General features: G+C 60.3%; 21 protein-coding genes. 12 read left to right on the forward strand and 9 right to left on the reverse strand.

The window, feature by feature from the left end; genetic code table 11:
- Positions 1-255: 255 nt before the first annotated feature.
- The 9 genes from C725_RS14510 to C725_RS14550 all read right to left on the reverse strand — a co-directional run bounded on the left by C725_RS14510 (position 256) and on the right by C725_RS14550 (position 7,564).
- Positions 256-1,608, reverse strand: a complete 1,353-nt coding sequence (locus C725_RS14510; protein WP_008603930.1) for an MBL fold metallo-hydrolase — start codon at positions 1,606-1,608, stop codon at positions 256-258.
- A gap of 43 nt (positions 1,609-1,651) precedes the next feature.
- Positions 1,652-2,356 carry an NAD(P)-dependent oxidoreductase gene (locus C725_RS14515; RefSeq protein ID WP_008603931.1) on the reverse strand — a complete coding sequence of 235 codons (705 nt, stop codon included), beginning with the start codon at positions 2,354-2,356 and terminating at the stop codon, positions 1,652-1,654.
- A 108-nt stretch (positions 2,357-2,464) separates the two neighbouring features.
- Positions 2,465-2,953 carry a DUF6692 family protein gene (locus tag C725_RS14520; protein WP_008603932.1) on the reverse strand — a complete coding sequence of 163 codons (489 nt, stop codon included), beginning with the start codon at positions 2,951-2,953 and terminating at the stop codon, positions 2,465-2,467.
- Positions 2,950-3,414: a DUF305 domain-containing protein gene (locus tag C725_RS14525; RefSeq protein WP_008603933.1), complete on the reverse strand. Its 465-nt coding sequence runs from the start codon at positions 3,412-3,414 to the stop codon at positions 2,950-2,952. The genes C725_RS14520 and C725_RS14525 overlap by 4 nt, the downstream gene beginning before the upstream one ends.
- Positions 3,415-3,484: 70 nt before the next feature.
- Positions 3,485-3,901: a potassium channel family protein gene (locus tag C725_RS14530; protein ID WP_008603934.1), complete on the reverse strand. Its 417-nt coding sequence runs from the start codon at positions 3,899-3,901 to the stop codon at positions 3,485-3,487.
- A complete protein-coding gene (locus C725_RS14535; protein WP_051051475.1) occupies positions 3,898-4,629 on the reverse strand; it encodes a glutaredoxin family protein in 732 nt (243 codons plus the stop codon). Before C725_RS14535 ends, C725_RS14530 begins: the two co-directional genes overlap by 4 nt.
- 130 nt (positions 4,630-4,759) lie before the next feature.
- Positions 4,760-6,112, reverse strand: coding sequence for an APC family permease (locus C725_RS14540; protein WP_009823996.1), 1,353 nt, complete (start codon positions 6,110-6,112; stop codon positions 4,760-4,762).
- Positions 6,113-6,398: 286 nt separating this feature from the next.
- Positions 6,399-6,863 carry a DUF411 domain-containing protein gene (locus tag C725_RS14545; protein WP_008603937.1) on the reverse strand — a complete coding sequence of 155 codons (465 nt, stop codon included), beginning with the start codon at positions 6,861-6,863 and terminating at the stop codon, positions 6,399-6,401.
- Positions 6,860-7,564 (reverse strand): class I SAM-dependent methyltransferase, encoded by a 705-nt coding sequence (locus C725_RS14550; protein WP_038283671.1) that lies wholly within the window; start codon positions 7,562-7,564, stop codon positions 6,860-6,862. The genes C725_RS14545 and C725_RS14550 overlap by 4 nt, the downstream gene beginning before the upstream one ends.
- A 133-nt stretch (positions 7,565-7,697) precedes the next feature.
- On the opposite strand from C725_RS14550, the gene C725_RS14555 reads away from it, so the two are divergent.
- From C725_RS14555 to C725_RS14610, 12 genes are all read left to right on the forward strand, one after another.
- Positions 7,698-7,994 carry a hypothetical protein gene (locus tag C725_RS14555; RefSeq protein ID WP_008603939.1) on the forward strand — a complete coding sequence of 99 codons (297 nt, stop codon included), beginning with the start codon at positions 7,698-7,700 and terminating at the stop codon, positions 7,992-7,994.
- A gap of 3 nt (positions 7,995-7,997) precedes the next feature.
- Positions 7,998-8,432 (forward strand): Spy/CpxP family protein refolding chaperone, encoded by a 435-nt coding sequence (locus C725_RS14560; RefSeq protein ID WP_008603940.1) that lies wholly within the window; start codon positions 7,998-8,000, stop codon positions 8,430-8,432.
- Positions 8,433-8,438: 6 nt separating this feature from the next.
- A complete protein-coding gene (locus C725_RS14565) occupies positions 8,439-8,999 on the forward strand; it encodes an RNA polymerase sigma factor (RefSeq protein ID WP_008603941.1) in 561 nt (186 codons plus the stop codon).
- Positions 9,000-9,055: 56 nt separating this feature from the next.
- Entirely contained in the window at positions 9,056-10,891 is a 1,836-nt protein-coding gene (locus C725_RS14570; protein ID WP_008603942.1) for a copper resistance system multicopper oxidase, read from the forward strand.
- Positions 10,888-12,075 (forward strand): copper resistance protein B, encoded by a 1,188-nt coding sequence (locus C725_RS14575; RefSeq protein ID WP_008603943.1) that lies wholly within the window; start codon positions 10,888-10,890, stop codon positions 12,073-12,075. Before C725_RS14570 ends, C725_RS14575 begins: the two co-directional genes overlap by 4 nt.
- Before the next feature lie 25 nt (positions 12,076-12,100).
- Entirely contained in the window at positions 12,101-12,619 is a 519-nt protein-coding gene (locus tag C725_RS14580) for a YybH family protein (RefSeq protein WP_038283673.1), read from the forward strand.
- Positions 12,620-12,646: 27 nt separating this feature from the next.
- Positions 12,647-13,378 carry a PepSY domain-containing protein gene (locus C725_RS14585; protein ID WP_008603945.1) on the forward strand — a complete coding sequence of 244 codons (732 nt, stop codon included), beginning with the start codon at positions 12,647-12,649 and terminating at the stop codon, positions 13,376-13,378.
- A 230-nt stretch (positions 13,379-13,608) separates the two neighbouring features.
- The gene (locus C725_RS14590) at positions 13,609-14,280 is read left to right on the forward strand and encodes a DUF2231 domain-containing protein (protein ID WP_008603946.1); all 672 of its coding nucleotides are present in this window, start codon (positions 13,609-13,611) and stop codon (positions 14,278-14,280) included.
- A 14-nt stretch (positions 14,281-14,294) separates the two neighbouring features.
- Positions 14,295-14,702, forward strand: a complete 408-nt coding sequence (locus C725_RS15555; RefSeq protein WP_008603947.1) for a hypothetical protein — start codon at positions 14,295-14,297, stop codon at positions 14,700-14,702.
- 285 nt (positions 14,703-14,987) lie between these two features.
- Positions 14,988-15,329 (forward strand): hypothetical protein, encoded by a 342-nt coding sequence (locus C725_RS14600; RefSeq protein WP_008603948.1) that lies wholly within the window; start codon positions 14,988-14,990, stop codon positions 15,327-15,329.
- Between the two features lie 360 nt (positions 15,330-15,689).
- Positions 15,690-16,214 carry a c-type cytochrome gene (locus C725_RS14605; protein ID WP_200858620.1) on the forward strand — a complete coding sequence of 175 codons (525 nt, stop codon included), beginning with the start codon at positions 15,690-15,692 and terminating at the stop codon, positions 16,212-16,214.
- A gap of 71 nt (positions 16,215-16,285) precedes the next feature.
- Positions 16,286-16,801: a DUF2231 domain-containing protein gene (locus tag C725_RS14610; protein ID WP_078056326.1), complete on the forward strand. Its 516-nt coding sequence runs from the start codon at positions 16,286-16,288 to the stop codon at positions 16,799-16,801.
- Positions 16,802-16,884: the final 83 nt, after the last annotated feature.

Genomic DNA, 16,884 nt, shown 5'->3' on the forward strand with positions numbered 1-16,884 from the left:
GATTGGTAGGCACGGCCACGTCGATTTTTTCAAGGTAGGGCAGGTCCAGCACGGCCCTGATCTGCTGAAATTCGAAAAGGTGAGACATCGCCATTCAAGCGGGGGTTGCGTTTGCCTGCCTGTATGATCGTCGAGACGCGCCCCCTGCACAATCAAGCGCAGGATAGACCAGCGTGTCTTCCGGTAGGCCAAACAGCTTTCGCGCACGGCCCTGAAGGGATCGCGGGTTGGCCATTTTCGAGGTTTTCCAGCTTTTTAGCCCTGCGCGTTTGTCCATGCGCCCATGGAGCCCAGATAGACGTCGAGGTGTTTGAAGCCTTGGCTTGCGAGCCAGCCCGCTGCTACGCTCGCCCTCATGCCGCTGGCGCACATCAAAGTGTAATGACGGTCGCGATCGAGCTCTTTCCAGCGGGTGTTGAGCTCGCCGACATAGACATGTTCGGATTCATCGATGCTGCCTTGCTGCCGTTCGTCAAGGGCGCGCACGTCGAGCAAGGTCCAATCTTCGCTGTCCTCAGCGAGCCTGCGTGCGACTTCCTCGGTGTCGATCATGGCAATACTTTGCATCGCTTTGCCCTGTGCGGCGGCTGGGATCACGCCGACATAGCCGCCGACAATATTATCGAGACCAATGCGCACCAAATGCGCCATAGCTTGAGCGAGCTCGTCTTCTTCGGAAGCGATTAGGGCTATCGTGTCGCCTTCGCTGATGAACCACCCGGCAAAGGCGGGTATCATTCCCACTGGAAGGCACACGGCACCCTGCATATGACCCGCGGCATAGGCGAGCGGCTCGCGTACATCGACCAGGTGATCGGCGCCGCTCTCGCCGAGGTCTTCCAGCCCCAGATGCCTTGGCCGCATGACTCGCGGCGCGGCATTGACGCCTTCGAGATTGAGCCGCTCCATTAGCCGAAAATAAGGTGGCTGGTAATGATGCTCTTCTACCTTCGCCTTGATGAACTCGTCGCGGTCAGCAATGCGCAGCCGCGGGTTATTGCGCCGCTCATGGCCGATTGTCGAGAATTCCCGGTCTGCCATTTCGGACCCGCAAACTGATCCGGCACCGTGCGCCGGGTATATGATCGTCTGGTCACCCAGAGCGCAAATCTTTTGCAATGAATCGTACAGGAGGCCCGCGACCTCCCGCGCGCGCTCGGGATAGAAATCGGTTCGGCCGACGTCGCCCACGAAGAGCGCATCGCCGGTGAACACGCCGACCGGTCCTTCGGGATAATCGTCGTCGTGAAAGACGAAGGCGAGATGATCGTCGGTGTGACCGGGGGTTTCGAGCACTTCGACCCTGATCTTACCGATCTCGAAAACATCGCCCTCTCGCGCGGTGTCGGCGAACACAACCTCATCCGCAGGGTTTGGACCGTGCAGAACCCGGGCGCCGGTCATTTTGGCCAGTACCGGCGATCCCGTGATGAGATCCTCATTCCTGTGCGTTTCGAAGATATGCGTGATCTCCAGCCCTTCGGCGCGGGCTCGCTCGAGATATATCTCGCAGTCGCGGCGCGGATCGATGACCGCTGCCTTGCCCTGCGAACCGATCAGATAGGAAAGGTGCGAAAGGCCGGGGGTCTTTATCTTCTCAAGCAGCATATCTTACCTCGTTGTTGGAATGTTTCCGCAAGTCCGCATCGATCTAGTCGATCCCGAGTTCGGCCTTGAGCGCCGAGACGTTCTCGAAGCGGTCTTCTTCTGGCCGGGCGATAGCGGGTTTAGCGTTGACCCAGGTGTTCTCGCAGACGAATTCGAGCATCGCTGCCGCGAGGTCGGCGTGCCTGCAGCGAAAGCAATCTTGGGCAAGGCGCTCGTCGGTAATGACGGCTTCACCCGTATAGGGTTCGTCGAGGAGCCAGCCCGGTCGCGCAGCCGTCCATTTCAGGCCTTTCGCGCGCTCCAGAAGATCTTCCATGGCGCGCATCTGTTCGAGAATATTGTGCAAGGCTAGTCTTGCTGTGAGCTCGAACCATGCAGGAACGCTGGGCTGCGGCTCTACAAACGCCGCCGATATCACGACGATCCGGGAAATGCCGGTCGTCGACATCGCTTCCACCAGCTTGCGGGTTCCCTCCGTATAAAGCGGAGGCGGATCGATCGCCGTAGATGGACTAAACCCTATACCGAGTGCGGAAATAACAGCACGGCAACCTTCGAGCTCGCTGCTGAAGTCGTCATTGAGTACATCGCACTGGAGGTACTCGACGTTGTCGACCCGGTCCGATGGTTCGGGCAAGGTGTGCTCGAAGGCTCGAACCTCCATGCCCTTGCGAACCGCATGGCGTAATATTTCCGTGCCGGTCTTTCCTCCGGCACCGAAGACCGCAAGGGGGGCTGCATCGCTCACAGGCTCAGCTTCCACTGTAGCACCTCATTATAAATTCGGCCGCGCGTGCCGGGCCGATCATGATCATGGAGCGGGCACCGACGCACGCTGGCGCCCGCTCGCTCGTGTTCACGCTTCGCTGTTGCCGCAGGTCGTGTACCCCCAGAACCCGAACTCGTCCTTCATCCGGGGGCCGGCGACGATGAGCTCCTGCATCTGCAGGCCCGCGTCTCCTTCGTCATCGAGAAGGCGCGTGCGGATACGAAGCTCACCATCCGCATACTCTTCCGAGCCGCTTGCCGTCACGGGGATCAGTTTGCCATTGATCTTGATCGCCCCGCGACCGCTGTTGTCGTAGACGAACGACGGAAACGCGACCTCTGTCAGGCGAAACTGGCACGTGTTCTCGGCTCCCAGCGCGGTGAGGTCCGCGTCGCTCATGGTCTCGGGCAGCATGAGGCCGGGGCTGAGATTGGCAAGAGCGCTCGCAGCACTCTCTATCGGCGCCGCCGTTGCCGGAGGATCGAGCTGTGCTTCGCGGTCATTACCGATCGCGGTGTTGGTATTGCAGGCCGCCAGAGGGAGGGCTGCAAGCGTCAGGATTGCGATCTTGTTCATTGCTGCATCTCCTCGGGCAGGCGTTCTTCGGTGCGCGGACCGTTTTCCTCGATGTCCTGGATGAGATATTTCATCTCGGCGATCTCGCGCCGCTGCGCGACGATGATGGCCTGCGCGAGTTCGCGAACCCGCGGATCCTTCAGGCTCGCCCTCTCGCTAGTCATGATCGCGATCGAGTGGTGCGGGATCATCGCGGCCATGTATTCGGTATCGTCCACCGTGGTCTGGCTGCGTACGAGCCATAGCGCGAGCGCGAAGACGACGGCTCCGACACCCAGGATGATGAAGTTCTTGGTCCGGTCCTTGTACATGCCCCACATGAAGAGAAGCATGACCACCATCATCATCGCGCCCATGACGAACATCATCCAGAAGCGCGTCTCGCTCCAGAAAACGTCGTCCATGTCGAAGCTGTTGGCATACATCAGGAAGAACATGATCACGGTCGAGGTCGATACCATTGCCATGAACCGCCAGTAGTTGCCGCCCCCTCCACCTTTTTCGTGTGCATCGTGCCTAGCTTCAGCCATATCAATTCTCCTTTTCGCTCATGGTTTGATAGACATATTGGGCGGTGCAACTGATCATCAGGAACCCGGTAAGGGCGGCGATGCCGGAAATGGCGCGCATGTGCCCGGCGGGCAGAATATCGCCGAGACCGACCGTCGAGATCGTGATCAGCGCGAAGTAGTAATAATCCATCCAGCTGTTGATGACGTCCTTCTCGAGCCCGCCAAGGCCCCAGACGGAAGCGAGATACATTCCGCCCGCGAATATGCCGGCGATGACCAGATGGCTGAGAAGAACGAGGCTGGAGCCTGCAAGCAGCCGGAAATGGCGTGGGTCCTTGCCTGGCGGAGAAACGGCTTTCGCCCCGCGCAGCATCAACATGTGGAAGTAGAGAGAGATCGCGAACAGCGCGAAACCGAGAAGCAGTGCCCAAATCATAGCGAGACCCAACCCAGGGCCTTGGCACCCATCCAAAGACCCATACCGATCATGAACAGGTTCTCGGTCAACGATACGAAGCCGAGCGGCACGTTGCTGCCTCCGCCGACGCAAGCGCATTTCAACTCGCGCTTGTCGATGTAGACCGCCTTGAACACGCTGACCGCGCCGACCGTCCCTATGAACAGCGATACCGGAACCGAGACGATCGGAAGCGCGTGCGCGACCATTAATATTCCAGCCAAACCCTCACCGAACGGATATAGAAATCCATATCGTACCCAGCGTCGCGCCAGCAGATCGTAGTTGAGGAACATGGTCGAGAAGCTGCGCACGTCCTGCAACTTCTGGATCGCGAGCAAGGCCATCGATAGGCTGACAAACCATTCGACCGCTTCCACCGTGAAAATCGTGTCGAAAACGTACCAGCTAATTGCCAGACCCAGGAGGAAAGCGACGCCGAAAATGGCAATGACGGGCTGGTAGCTGGTCTCGTCATCACCGGCTTGCGTTCTTTTCTTGCCGACATGCTCACGGACATCGTCGTAACCTCCGATGCGCTTCCCGCCGATGAAGGTTTGGGGGGTGGTTTCTACCCCATGCTGCTCTTTGAACGCATCGGTCTCCTCGCGCGTTTTCAAATGGTGGTCGTCCACCTCGAAACCTTCGCGTTTGAGCAAATCGACCGTTTTCAATCCATACGGACAAACGTGGTCCGGCATGACCATTCGGTAAACGGTGGCAGTTTTAGTCGTCACGATATGCTCCGTCTTGAATTTCTTTTGATCCGCGAACTTGGCGCCTCGATCCTCGTCGGCTTTTGGTCGCTGCCTTTGCGCTCGTGTTCTACTAACGGGGTCACCGCCTCTCTTCCGCCGGTCTTTCTGAAGCGGAGTCCATCGCTTGCGAACGCCTGGACAAATAGAACCATTCGGCGATGAAAACGGCGGCAATGCCTGCGACCGCATAGGCGACGACCGCAGGGTCGGTTTTGAGCTTGGCGAAGGCAAAAGCTGTCAGGACTACGCTGTCCGCCACGAGTGCCGACCATAGCACCCAGGCACGCGCACCGATCTCTTCCCGCAAACCGCGCAGCACGCCCCAATGCACAAGCATGTCCATTACGAGATAGAAAAATGCTCCGAGCGAAGCGATCCGCGACAGATCGAACAGGACCGCGAGCGTGCCGGCAATCACTACGGTATAGACCAGCATGTGACTGCGGATCGGTCCGCTCATGCCGAAATGGCTATGCGGGATCATCTTCATCTCGGTCAGCATCGTCAGCATTCGCGAAACGGCGAAAACACTGGCGATGACACCCGAGGTCGTGGCTGCGATCGCGATTGCGACTGTGAAATAGAAGCCAAGCTCTCCGAGCGCGGGGCGCGCAGCTGCCGCAAGAGAGTAATCGCGCGCCTCGGCTATTTCTGAAGTGCTGAGGCTGGCGCCGACCGCCACCGCGACGAGAAGGTAGACGACCACGCATACTGCGATCGAAATGATAATGGTTCTGCCGACATTCCGATGCGGATCGATGATTTCGCCGCCGCTGTTGGTGATGGTGGTGAAACCCTTGAAAGCGAGGATCGAGAAAGCGACCGAAGCGAGCAACGCGTCGAGGCCCGAAAGCGCGACCGGCTCTGCGAAGGCACCGCCTGAAAATCCGGTGGCCCAGATCGCCGCAATTGCGAACAGGGCGATGCCGCCGATCTTGATTGCCGACATAATGAGCGAAAACCCGCTGACCGATTTGTTGCCGGCAGCATTCACGAAATAGGCGAAAACGATGAGGGCCAGTGCCGCGACGGAGACCAGAATGCCGCTGCTTTCGAGCCCAAAGGGCCGCAAGGCATAGGTCGCGAAGGTCCGAGCGACCAGGCTTTCGTTGATGACCATCGACAGCGCCATCAGGAGCGATGCCGATGCTGCAACGACGCCCGGTCCGTAAGCCTTCTGAAGGATCATCGCGATGCCGCCAGAGGAGGGCCAGCGGTTCGACATCTTGATGTAGCTGTAGGCGGCAAGCGAGGTAACCAGCGCGCCGACTATGAAAGAAAGCGGAAATAACGGTCCAGCCAGTTCGGCAATCTGGCCGGTCAGTGCGAAGATACCTGCGCCAATCATGACGCCGGTCCCCATCGCGACACCGCCCAGCAACGTTATCGAGCCCGCATTCTCGCTATGTTGATCGTCGCCATCTGTCTGCAAGTCTTTCCCCTGTCTATGTCATCCCGTCCGAGAAGCATCACGACAAGCAGTACGTTGGGCAGAGGTTCACCCCTTAAAAAGATCCAGCATTTCTGACCGAGCTTTTGACTATCGCATTTCTCCTATTTCGTGCGTGCTGCAATCATACAAATTGGAAGGGTCCGGGACTGTGGGGGCAGCCAGCCCGGACCCGGCGAGAAGTTCGACAGGCTTCTGTGTCGCTTCCCGCAATTAGTCCTCATCGCCTGCAACCTTTCATGCCGACGCATGGAGTGGCTTCACCCCCTTACGGAAAGGACGCGAAGACGCTCTGTCCGGTTGGGCCAAAGGCGATGACGTCGTAAGGCTGGATCCGGTTTCCGGCCTCCATGCCGGGCGATCCCAGAGGCATTCCCGGAACCGCGAGGCCGGCAACGCCGGCGGGCCGTTCGCGCAAAAGCTTGGCGACGGCTTCTGCAGGCACGTGACCTTCGATGATGTATCCATCGACCTCCATCGTATGGCATGACCATAACTCTTGGGGTACGCCCCGCGCGGTCTTGATCGCCGCCATGTCGTTGCTGTCGACCGATGCCACCTTCGTGTTCATCCCGTCTTCGACATGGCCTGCCCAGTTGAGACAGCACCCACATCCTGGATCCCGGAACATCGTATAGGTCGCTGCCTGAGCCACGTTCGAACAGGCTGCCAGCACGAGCAAGGCCGCGCCGCTAATCGATCGCCGGAGCAGCGAAGGCTTTTTCAAATTCATTGTGCAATTCCTTTCTTGTATCCGCGCCATAGCGAGATCGTCCCGGTTGCCGTCGGGAACCGTTGGAGCAGGCATGGCTCGGTGAAGATTTCGGCGAACAGTTTTTCGACTTCGCCGTCGGCGCTGGGCTGCGTGTCGCTTATGCCGTCAAGAGACTGGACGGTCGCCCGGAAGAGGCTCCGCATGAGTGGGCTATCCTGCTTCATATAATCGGAGATCAACACGGTTCCGCCTGGCACGAGCAAGCTTTCGATGGTTTCCAGGATTGTCTGCTTCTTGCGCAAGGGGACCTGGTGCAGGACGAGGCTGCTGACGATCTTGTTCGGCTGCCACCCTGCGGGTAGCTTGAGGCTTTCGAGAAAGCCATTGTGCCATTTCACGAGATCGGCTCCCGCGCCAAACTTGCGCCGCGCAAGCGCGAGCGCATCCGGGTCGGGTTCGACACCGATCAGACCCGCTTCCGGACAATCCGTCATCAAGGCCTTGAGAAGAGTGCCGGTTCCGCTGCCAACATCGATCACCCGGTCGCCGGGGACAAGGTGCAGCTCTTCGACAATCCTTTGGCGCCAGAGATGTTCGCGGGTGAACAGACCGATCGCCCGGTCGTAAAGCGGCGTCAGAAAGCTCTTGCCAAGAAGAGGCGTAAATTCGCCGTGATCTTCAGGTGCGGTGATATTGCTCACGAGTTGGTTTCCATTCATCCCGGGTTCGACCCGATTCTGACAGACCCGTCTCGATTACGTATGGTGGTGGACATTCCCTCAAAAAAAGAAGTTTAAGGGATTGTGCAGGCGAGCGCGTATAGGACACGTGCAACCCACAGGAGTTTTTCGGATGCGTGACAATCACTCTCTTGATGCGGTGCTCGGAACCCTTTCCGCCACCGGCACCAGCGAGGTCCCCGCCGACTTCATGGATGGCGTTTGGCAGCGCGCCGGACAGCTTGGCGAAATCGCCGACCGACGCCGCCGGACGGCTCTGTTCGTCGGTCTGTTCGTCGTCGGGCTTGGAGCTGGCGCCGGAACGAGCGGTTGGCCCGGGGGCTATGGCACGTCTTCCGCGTCATTTGGCGAGAGTCTGGTCCTCGGCGAACAGCTGTCCCCATCGGCGCTTCTCCATGTGGAGCAATAAGGTTTGAAGACGACGCATATCGTTCTCGCGGTGCTTCTCGCAGCACTCGCAGGCTGCCTCGGCGCGATTGCCGCGGACCGCTGGGCCAATCACGAGGCCGGCTCCGGCCTCCACGATTTCGTGCACGACGAGCTCACCCTGACGGCCGACCAGGAGCAGCGTCTCGATGCGCTCGAGGCCCGTTTCGCGGTCGAAAGGGCACGGCTCGAAGGATCGGCGCGCGCCGCCAATGCCCGGCTCGCCCAGGCGATGGAAAACGAACATGAGTACGGCCCCGAGGTCTCGGCCGCGATCGACGAGGTGCATGCGCGCATGGGCGATCTGCAGAAGGCAACTGTGCGCCATGTCTTCGATATGCGCGAAATTCTCGAACCCGAGCAGCAACGCCAGTTCGACCGCAAGGTCTCCGACGCCCTGACCCGCGACCCGCGCGACTGAAGCGCTATGTCGGGGGCCGGCGACAATCCGGATGAGGCCCTTGTCTCGCAGGCGAGGGCCGGAAACAAGCGGGCTTTCAGCAAGCTCGTCGAGCATGAAACCGGTCGGCTTCTCGCGCTCGCGACACGCATGCTTTCCTCCCCTTCTCAAGCCGAGGAGGTCGTTCAGGACAGTCTCGCTTCGGTGTGGCTGACGCGTCATAGGCTCGATCCGGACAAGCCGATCGGACCCTATCTGACAACTGTCGTTCTCAACCGCTGCCGGGACCGTTTGCGCAGGCGCAAGGTCGCGGACTTTTTCGGACTGTCGGGCGATGAGGAACTCCACTCCGTCGCCGACGATCTTCCGGGACCTGAAGCGCTGGCCGTTTCCAGGGAAGAGCTCAATCTCGTTCAGGCCGAGATCGCGCGAATGCCCGTAAGGCTGCGCGAAGCCCTCGTGCTCGTGACCATCGAGGGGCGTAGCCAAGCCGAGGCGGCCGATCTTCTCGGAACGACCGAAAAGGCGATCGAAACCCGCGTATACCGCGCGCGCAACAGGCTGAAGGAGCGCTTCGAAAAACTTTGAGGGGTTGGACGGGCGCGCGCGTAAATAACGGTAAATGTCAATTCAGGAGCTTCTTCATGATTGCTGTCAGTCGACGAAAATTGCTTGGCGCGGGCACCGCTGGTGCCGGCCTCCTCGCGATGCCCGCTTGGGCACGCGGCGGCAGCCTGTCTTCCCGGGTGATTCGTCAGGGGTTTGATGAAGTGTCCGGATCGAGCATCGATCTGACCATCGGCGAGGGTCCGCGCGTCGTTCAGGGTCGTCGGGGCCACGGCGTCGCCGTGAACGGCAGCGTTCCAGGGCCACTCGTGCGACTGAAGGAAGGGCAGCCCGTTCGCCTCAATGTCACGAACACCCTACATGAAGACAGTTCTATCCACTGGCATGGGTTGCTCGTGCCCTTCCAGTTCGACGGTGTGCCCGGCGTGAGCTTTCCCGGCATCAAGCCCGGCGAGACCTTCACCTACGATCTACCCCCTCTCCGACAGTCTGGCACGTATTGGTGGCATTCGCATTCGGATCTCCAGGAGCAGGCGGGCCATTACGGACCGATCGTGGTCGACCCGGCGGGATCCGATCCGGTGCAAGCGGATCGCGATTATGTGATCCTGCTCAGCGAGTTCACCCCCATGCATCCGCACACGATCATGGAAAAGCTGAAGAAAGGGGAGGGATACTTCAATTATCAACAGCGAACCTGGACCGATGACTATCCGCTGACCGGCGAGCAGCGGCGCATGTGGGCCGAGATGCGCATGATGCCGACCGACATCCTGGATGTCACCGGCGCGACCTACACCTACCTTGCCAATGGACATGGCCCCGAGGAGGGGCTCGAATTCCTGTTCAATCCAGGCGAGCGGATCCGCTTCCGTGTCATCAACGGGAGCGCGATGAGCTTTTTCAACGTCCGCATTCCCGGCGCAAAGCTATTTATTGTCGGTGCCGATGGACAGAATGTCCGCCCGGTCGAAGTCGAGGAGTTCCAGATCGGCACTGCCGAGACCTACGATTTCGTGGTCGAGCCTAGCGGCGAGGCCATGACCATAGTTGCGGAAAGCATGGACCGCTCGGGCATGGCGGTGGCGACCCTGGCGAGCCGATCCGGCGCACGCGCGGCGGTTCCGCCGCTGCGCACTGCGCCGCTGCTCACCATGGCGGACATGGGCATGAGCGGCATGGATCATGGCGGGATGGATCACGGTAACAATGCCCCTTCCGGCGGCATGAACCAGGGGGCGATGGAGGGTATGGACCATTCTGCCATGGGGCATGGCAGAATGGCCGGCGGGACAAACCCCGCCAAGACGACGGCGCCCGAACCGATGGGCGGCATGAGCATGGAAGGGATGAGCATGCGCGATACGTCCTTGCTTCCGCCCGACGTAAAGGTGGGTCCGGGTGTCGACATGGTCTCGATGAACCCGGTCGACCGGATGGGCGATCCGGGCATCGGCCTCGATAAGGTTCCTCACAAGGTGCTGACCTACAAGGATCTGGTTGCCCTCGAACGCAACGATGATCCGCGTACGCCCTCCCGTCAGATGCAGATCCACCTGACAGGCAACATGGAACGCTACATGTGGTCTTTCGATGGGTCCAAGTTCAGTTCGGTCAGCGATGAGCCCATCCGGTTCGCTTACAACGAGCGCGTGCGGGTCAAGCTCGTCAACAACACGATGATGGCGCATCCCATTCACCTGCATGGCCACTTCTTCGAGCTGGTGAACGGGGCGCCGGAAGGCTTCCAGCCTCAAAAGCACGTTGTAATCGTCCAGCCAGGCGGAAGCGCCACTTTCGATCTGACCGCCGACGAGGTTGGTGACTGGGCATTTCATTGCCACCTGCTCTATCACATGCATATGGGCATGTTTCAGGTTGTCACAGTCGCGAAGCCGGGAGAAAACGCATGAAGATGCATGTTCTCCTGACCGCTACAAGCGTTCTCGCTGGCGTCGGCACCCCTGCCTTCGCACAGGATCATTCCGATCATGCCTCGCATCGCGAATCCGCGGCAACCGAATGCGAGAAAGAGGCCGAGCGTCACCGCGCCATGGGCCATGCGGTGCCGGAAGGACAGTGCGAGCCACCGGGCAAGCCCGCAACTTCCGTCGATCACAGCTCCATGGACCAGCAGGGTATGGATCATGGTCAGATGGATCATGGTCAGAGCGGCAATTCGGCGATGGACCAAGGTTCAATGGACGGCATGGACCATAGCCAGATGGACCATGGTCAGGGTGGCAGTTCCCCGATGGATCAGGGGTCGATGGAAGGCATGGACCATGGCGGAATGGACCACGGGCAAATGGATATGGGTGCCATGGATCACGGATCTATGGCGATGCCGATACCCGAAGCGCCGCCGCCTGCTGCTGCAGGTTCCGGCCCCCCACGTGCGGCGGACGCGATCTGGGGAGCCGAAGCGATGCGCGAGGCGCGAGAGCAGCTTCGCCGCGAACAGGGCGGTCAGACCTTTCTCGGAATTTTCGGAGATCGCTTGGAATACCGCGCGCGCGAAGGAGAGGACGGATATCTGTGGGATTTCAAGGCTTGGTATGGCGGGGATCTCAACCGCGTCTGGGTTGAATCCGAAGGCGAGGGTGCGTTCGGCGAGGGTGTCGAGGATGCCGACATATCGCTGCTCTATGGCAAGGCGATCGGTCCCTGGTTCGATCTGCAGGCCGGTGTTCGGCAGGATCTGACCGGTCCGACGCGTACCTATCTCGATCTCGGCATCCAGGGGCTCGCCCCTTATCTGTTCGAGGTCGAAGCGGATGTCTTCCTGTCGGATAAGGGCGATGTCACCGCCACGGCGGAGGTCGAACTCGATCAGCGCATCACCCAGCGCCTAATCCTTCAACCGCGCGGAGAGATATCGCTGGCGGCGCAGGATGTGCCCGAACTTGGCATCGGCGCAGGGATCGACACGATCGAGGCGGGAGTACGTCTCCGCTATGAATTCGCCCGTGAGTTCGCTCCGTATATCGGCGTCGAACAGGAATGGAAAATAGGCGACAGCGCCGATTTTGCCCGCGCCGCGGGCGAAGATCCGAGCGTCACCAACTATGTCGTCGGCATACGTTTCTGGTTCTGAAACACGATCTTAGGATTTTGATGAAATGACCAATACTCTAACACGGATCGCATCGACCGCGCTCGCTCTTGCGCTGATACCTACGGCTGCAGTCGCGCAGCAGATGGATCATTCATCCTATGCCGGCCACCAGATGCAGGTTATGGACGCTTCGGCGGACGATGTCGCGGGTGCGGAAGAGGCCCTCAAGGCCTATCGCACCGCTCTTGAAGCACGCGACGCGCAGGCGATGCGGGCTCTCTTCGCCGAGGATTCGGCGATTTTCGAGAATGGCAAGGCCGAAGGAAGCTTCGCCAACTACATGGAGCACCATCTGGGCCCCGAGCTCGACGCGATCGTGAGCTTTACCTTCTCCGACCCCACGCTGACCGTCACCCGGATGGGACATATGGCCTATGGTTACGAGACGTATGGCTATCGCATCGAACTTAGCGATGGCCGGATGATCGAGCGCGACGGCGTGGCGACATCGGTGCTTGCTCATGACGCGGACGGGTGGAGAATCGTCCAGTACCATTCCTCGTCGCGCGCGCCGCGCACCTGATTACGGCTTTCGAAGAGGTAGCACCGGTTGGCAACCCCGTCGCTGAAGCTGCGCCTGCATGTGCTCGGCAGCAAGATCCACAAATGGTTGGCGATATTCGTCGGTGTCCAGGTCCTCTTGTGGATGGGAACCGGTGCCCTCATGTCGTTTCTCGACCTGGAAGAAGTTCGCTCCGAACATGTCGTTTCGCGTGAACAAGAGGCGCTGCCCGCCGATGCCCCGCTCCCGGCCTGGGTCGTAAACGACGGTACTCTTGCAGCGGTGACAACACGTTCGCTCGACGGCGATGCCGTGACCGAGATCCGAAAGGTCGACGGTAGCGTGAGCCTCCACGATCCGGTAACGGGGCGCAATCTCTCACCCATCTCGGCTGCGACGGCAAAATCCATCGCCTTGCGCGCATGGACCGGACCGCGCACGACGATCGAAGGCGCGCGGCTCGTTCACGAACCGGTGGGGACCGAGTTTCACGGGCCTTTTCCGGCCTGGCAGGTCACCTATGCCGACGAGGCTTCGACGCGCATCTACATCGATGCCACCAGCGGCACGCTCGGGGCGGCGCGCAGTGATACTTGGCGCCTGTTCGATTTCATCTGGGGCCTCCACATCATGGATTGGACCGAGCGCGATCGCATCAACAGTTGGTGGCTGCTCCTGTTCGGTATTGGCGGCACGATCATAGCCCTGTCGGGTTTCGTCCTGCTGGCGAACCGGATGCCGAGGCTGCGCCGCCGCGCAAAGAAGAGCAAGCTCGCCTGAGCCCATGGGGCTAATGTGCGTGGGCGAACGCCTTACCCCCGTTCGCCAGGCCGAACGGGCCAGGAGCCGAATGCGTTCGACGATCGCGATGGTGCCGCCATCAGACGTGATACGGCGGACGCACATCTGTCGCGCCAATACCATCAAATTAATGTGAGGGGCACGCGGCTGCCGTGCGTATCAGGCACATAGGTCGCACTTTAACTGCAGGGTCGGGAGACATACGAGACATGAAAGCCCCCTCATTTTTGGCGCTGCTCGCCGCAAGCCTGCTCTTCGTCGGACCCGTTCAGGCTCATGGCGACGAAAAACACGGCGAAGAGGCGAGCGCCGCGCCTGCTGCCACCAATGGCGATGCGCACGACCAGGCGGCCATGGCGCAGATGGGCGAGACTGCGGATGCTGGCGAATCCTCCGGCGCGCACGATGAAGCGGGCGGAGGTCATGACGAGGCCGGTGGCCATGCGAATGAGGGCGAAGCCGGCGTCATGGCCGTACTGAAGAAGCTGCATCCGGCAACGATCCATTTCCCGATCGCCTTGTTTCTCATGGCTGCGGCCACCGAATTGTTCGTGATGCGCCGGAAAGGAGCGGGCCTGGAAAGTGCGGTGCGCGTGCTTGTCTACGGCGGGGCCATCGGCGCGGTGGTCGCAGTCCTGTTCGGATGGATTCACACCGGGCTGTGGTTCGGCGGCGACACCGTCATGCAGGTGCATCGATGGAACGGTATGCTGATCGCGGTCCTCGGTATCGCGATGACCTATCTCGCGAGCAGGCCGAGCCAGAGCCGCGCATGGTTGCGCGCGTCGATATTCTCCATGGCGGCGCTCGTTCTCATCCAGGGCTTCCTTGGCGGCGAGCTCGCGCATGGCCCGCACCACCTCGGTATTTCCTGGCTCTGAAGGAGTTGAAGAGCATGCGTACTTCCAGATTGAATGCAGCGATCGGGGTTCTTGCGATCGCGCCCTTGATGTCCGCTCTTGCTGCTTGCGACGAGGCGCAGGAGAGCACACCGATCACCGAGGTTTCGCCTATGGGCGAAGCTGCGGTGGCGGCTGGCACGGCACCCGAGGCGGGTCTTGCCGATCCGGCAGCCTCTCCCTCCGAAGATGAGGCAGCGACTGCCCGGCAGGATGCTCTTTCGGCAGATGAAGCCGCCACACCCGCCTCGCGGCGCGCTGCCTCTCCAGCATCACGCGCAACTGCCACTCCCGCAGCGCCACCGACGCGCCCGCAGCCCGCGAGCGAGGCGATCTCGCCCGCCGATCCCCATGCGGGCCATGACATGTCCTCGATGGCTGATCACGACATGGAAGGCATGTGATCGCGCGCGTTTCCCGGTGACACGGCTATTCAGGAGATATCCTCGGCAAGACATCGCAACGAACAAAGCAAGATCAGGAAAGGACGGTCCCTCCTTCCCCCGAAGCCCTGCGGGTCGCAGGTGCCCCCAAGGGGTCGTTCAGGACCCCGCGTGAAGACCAATCTGAGGCGCGGGGTTCCGTTTGACCGTCTTCGCTGTCGCCGTGCCAGACGCTTCCCGGCATGGCTTTGTGCTATGTGAGCAGCGCGCAGACGATCGCCTCGATGGGTATGAAAGGAACCGCATATGTCGGAAACGGGAAAAGCCGGTGCGCTGACGCGCTGGGAAGACGAAGGCGGGGCTCTACCCTGCGGGCCGCAGGAAGCGCTCGCTGCCGATTGCGAGAAATGGGATATTCCGCCGCTTTCCGATGCCGAGATCATCCAATTGCGCATCAGGGTGATCGCGCTCGAGAACATGGTGCTCGGCCTTCTGTCGAAGGCCAGCGCCGATCAGCTTGCAGCAATCGAAGAAATCGCGGAATTCATATCCCCGCGTGTCGATGCGAAGCCGCATCCGCTTACCCTGCATGCTGCCACCCAGATGGAGCACTTCGTCGAGCGCGCCCGGCGGTTTCGCGAAGAATAATTGTCAAGTCTCGCCCTAGCTTTCTAATGCGTGGGAGAACGAAGCCGCTCCGCATTCGCTTTCGGGCACCCGTACTCGGTCCGGCAGGCAACTTTCGGAACCCTCATCGTCAAGCCGTGTTGAATAAGTTCGACCGCCATTGATGGGTTTGAATTTCTTGCTGACCGCACCTTGAGCATTTGCGTTCGCCCGACCGTTTCGAAGGCGCCGAGTGGTAGTACAGAGTGCTTCGGAAGACTGATCTCGCCCCTAGGGGGAGAATTACGTCAACGGATAGATCGCGGCATTCCCGGGGGCGAATGATCACGTTCACGGGGGCAGACCGGTCATCCGCCAGAGGTAGCCAGACGTTGGAGATTGATGATGAACAGCTTCCATAAAGGTCTTGGGCTCGGAACCCTAGGCACTTTGCTGCTCATCAGCGCGGTCGCGCTAATCGTCGTGCTGACGGGCGCGTATAATGTCGCTGCCGATGATCGTCATACCCCGATTACGGAGTGGGCGCTTGACACCTCGATGACAAATTCTGTCGAAACCCGGGCGAGCAACCTGAACGCTCCAGAATTCACGCAAGCGATGGTTGAAGCCGGCGCGGGCGATTACAAGGCCATGTGCGCGCACTGTCACGGGGGCGTCGGCGAAGGACGAGCGCAATGGAGTTCCGGTATGCTTCCCCATCCTCCAGCGCTGGCAAACGCCGCGAAGAGTTGGTCGAACGAAGAAGTGTTCTGGCTGGTCAAACACGGCGTCAAGGCGTCGGGCATGCCTGCCTTTGGAGGGTCGCACGAGGATCGCGCACTCTGGAATATCGCAGCTTTCGTCAAGAACATGCCGCAAATGAGCGAAGAACAATATGCCACGCTCGGATCGGCCGGCGATCATTAGCGAGACCAAGGGGCACGCCGGAATGGACTGCATGCAACCCTCCCTTCCTTGTTCAACCTAGGGCTATTTCGATGCCACCCATTCATCCGGCGATCGTTCACTATCCCATCGCGCTAGGAGTGGTTTCGGTGCTTGCCGAAACGGCTGCATTGGTGTTTGGCGTACCTTCCCTCGCGCCCCTAGCCTACTGGACGATAGCGATTGCCGCCGTGGGCGCGATCCTGGCGGCGGGGGCCGGCTATTGGGACATGAACCGCGACGAACTTGCGCGCGAGACACATGAACTTGTCCATCTCCACCTCAAATCCGGCCTGATTCTGATGATAGCCCTCATCATTGCCGCCGCGTGGCGCTGGTCGCTAAGCTCACCATCGTTTTTCTATCTCCTCTTTGCTTGGGCGATTGTGACTGGCTTAGCTGTTCAGGCCTGGCTTGGCGGCGAGATCGTCTACTCGCACGGGGGAGGGGTTGCTGCCGCGAACCAGGGAACTGCATCGCCCGAAGAGGCCAAGCGACCATCGCGTCGGTTCTATCGATGGATAAAAGGCCGCGATTTGAAGAGCAACGGAGACGACCACGCGGCGTAGCGCAATCCTTCACTTCGAAAGTCTGTATAGGAGCTAGTAGAAGAACCGCGAGCGATGTGCGATGCTCCGATATGGTCCCATGG

The organism is Pacificimonas flava (assembly GCF_000342165.1).
Classification (GTDB): Bacteria; Pseudomonadota; Alphaproteobacteria; order Sphingomonadales; family Sphingomonadaceae; genus Pacificimonas; species Pacificimonas flava.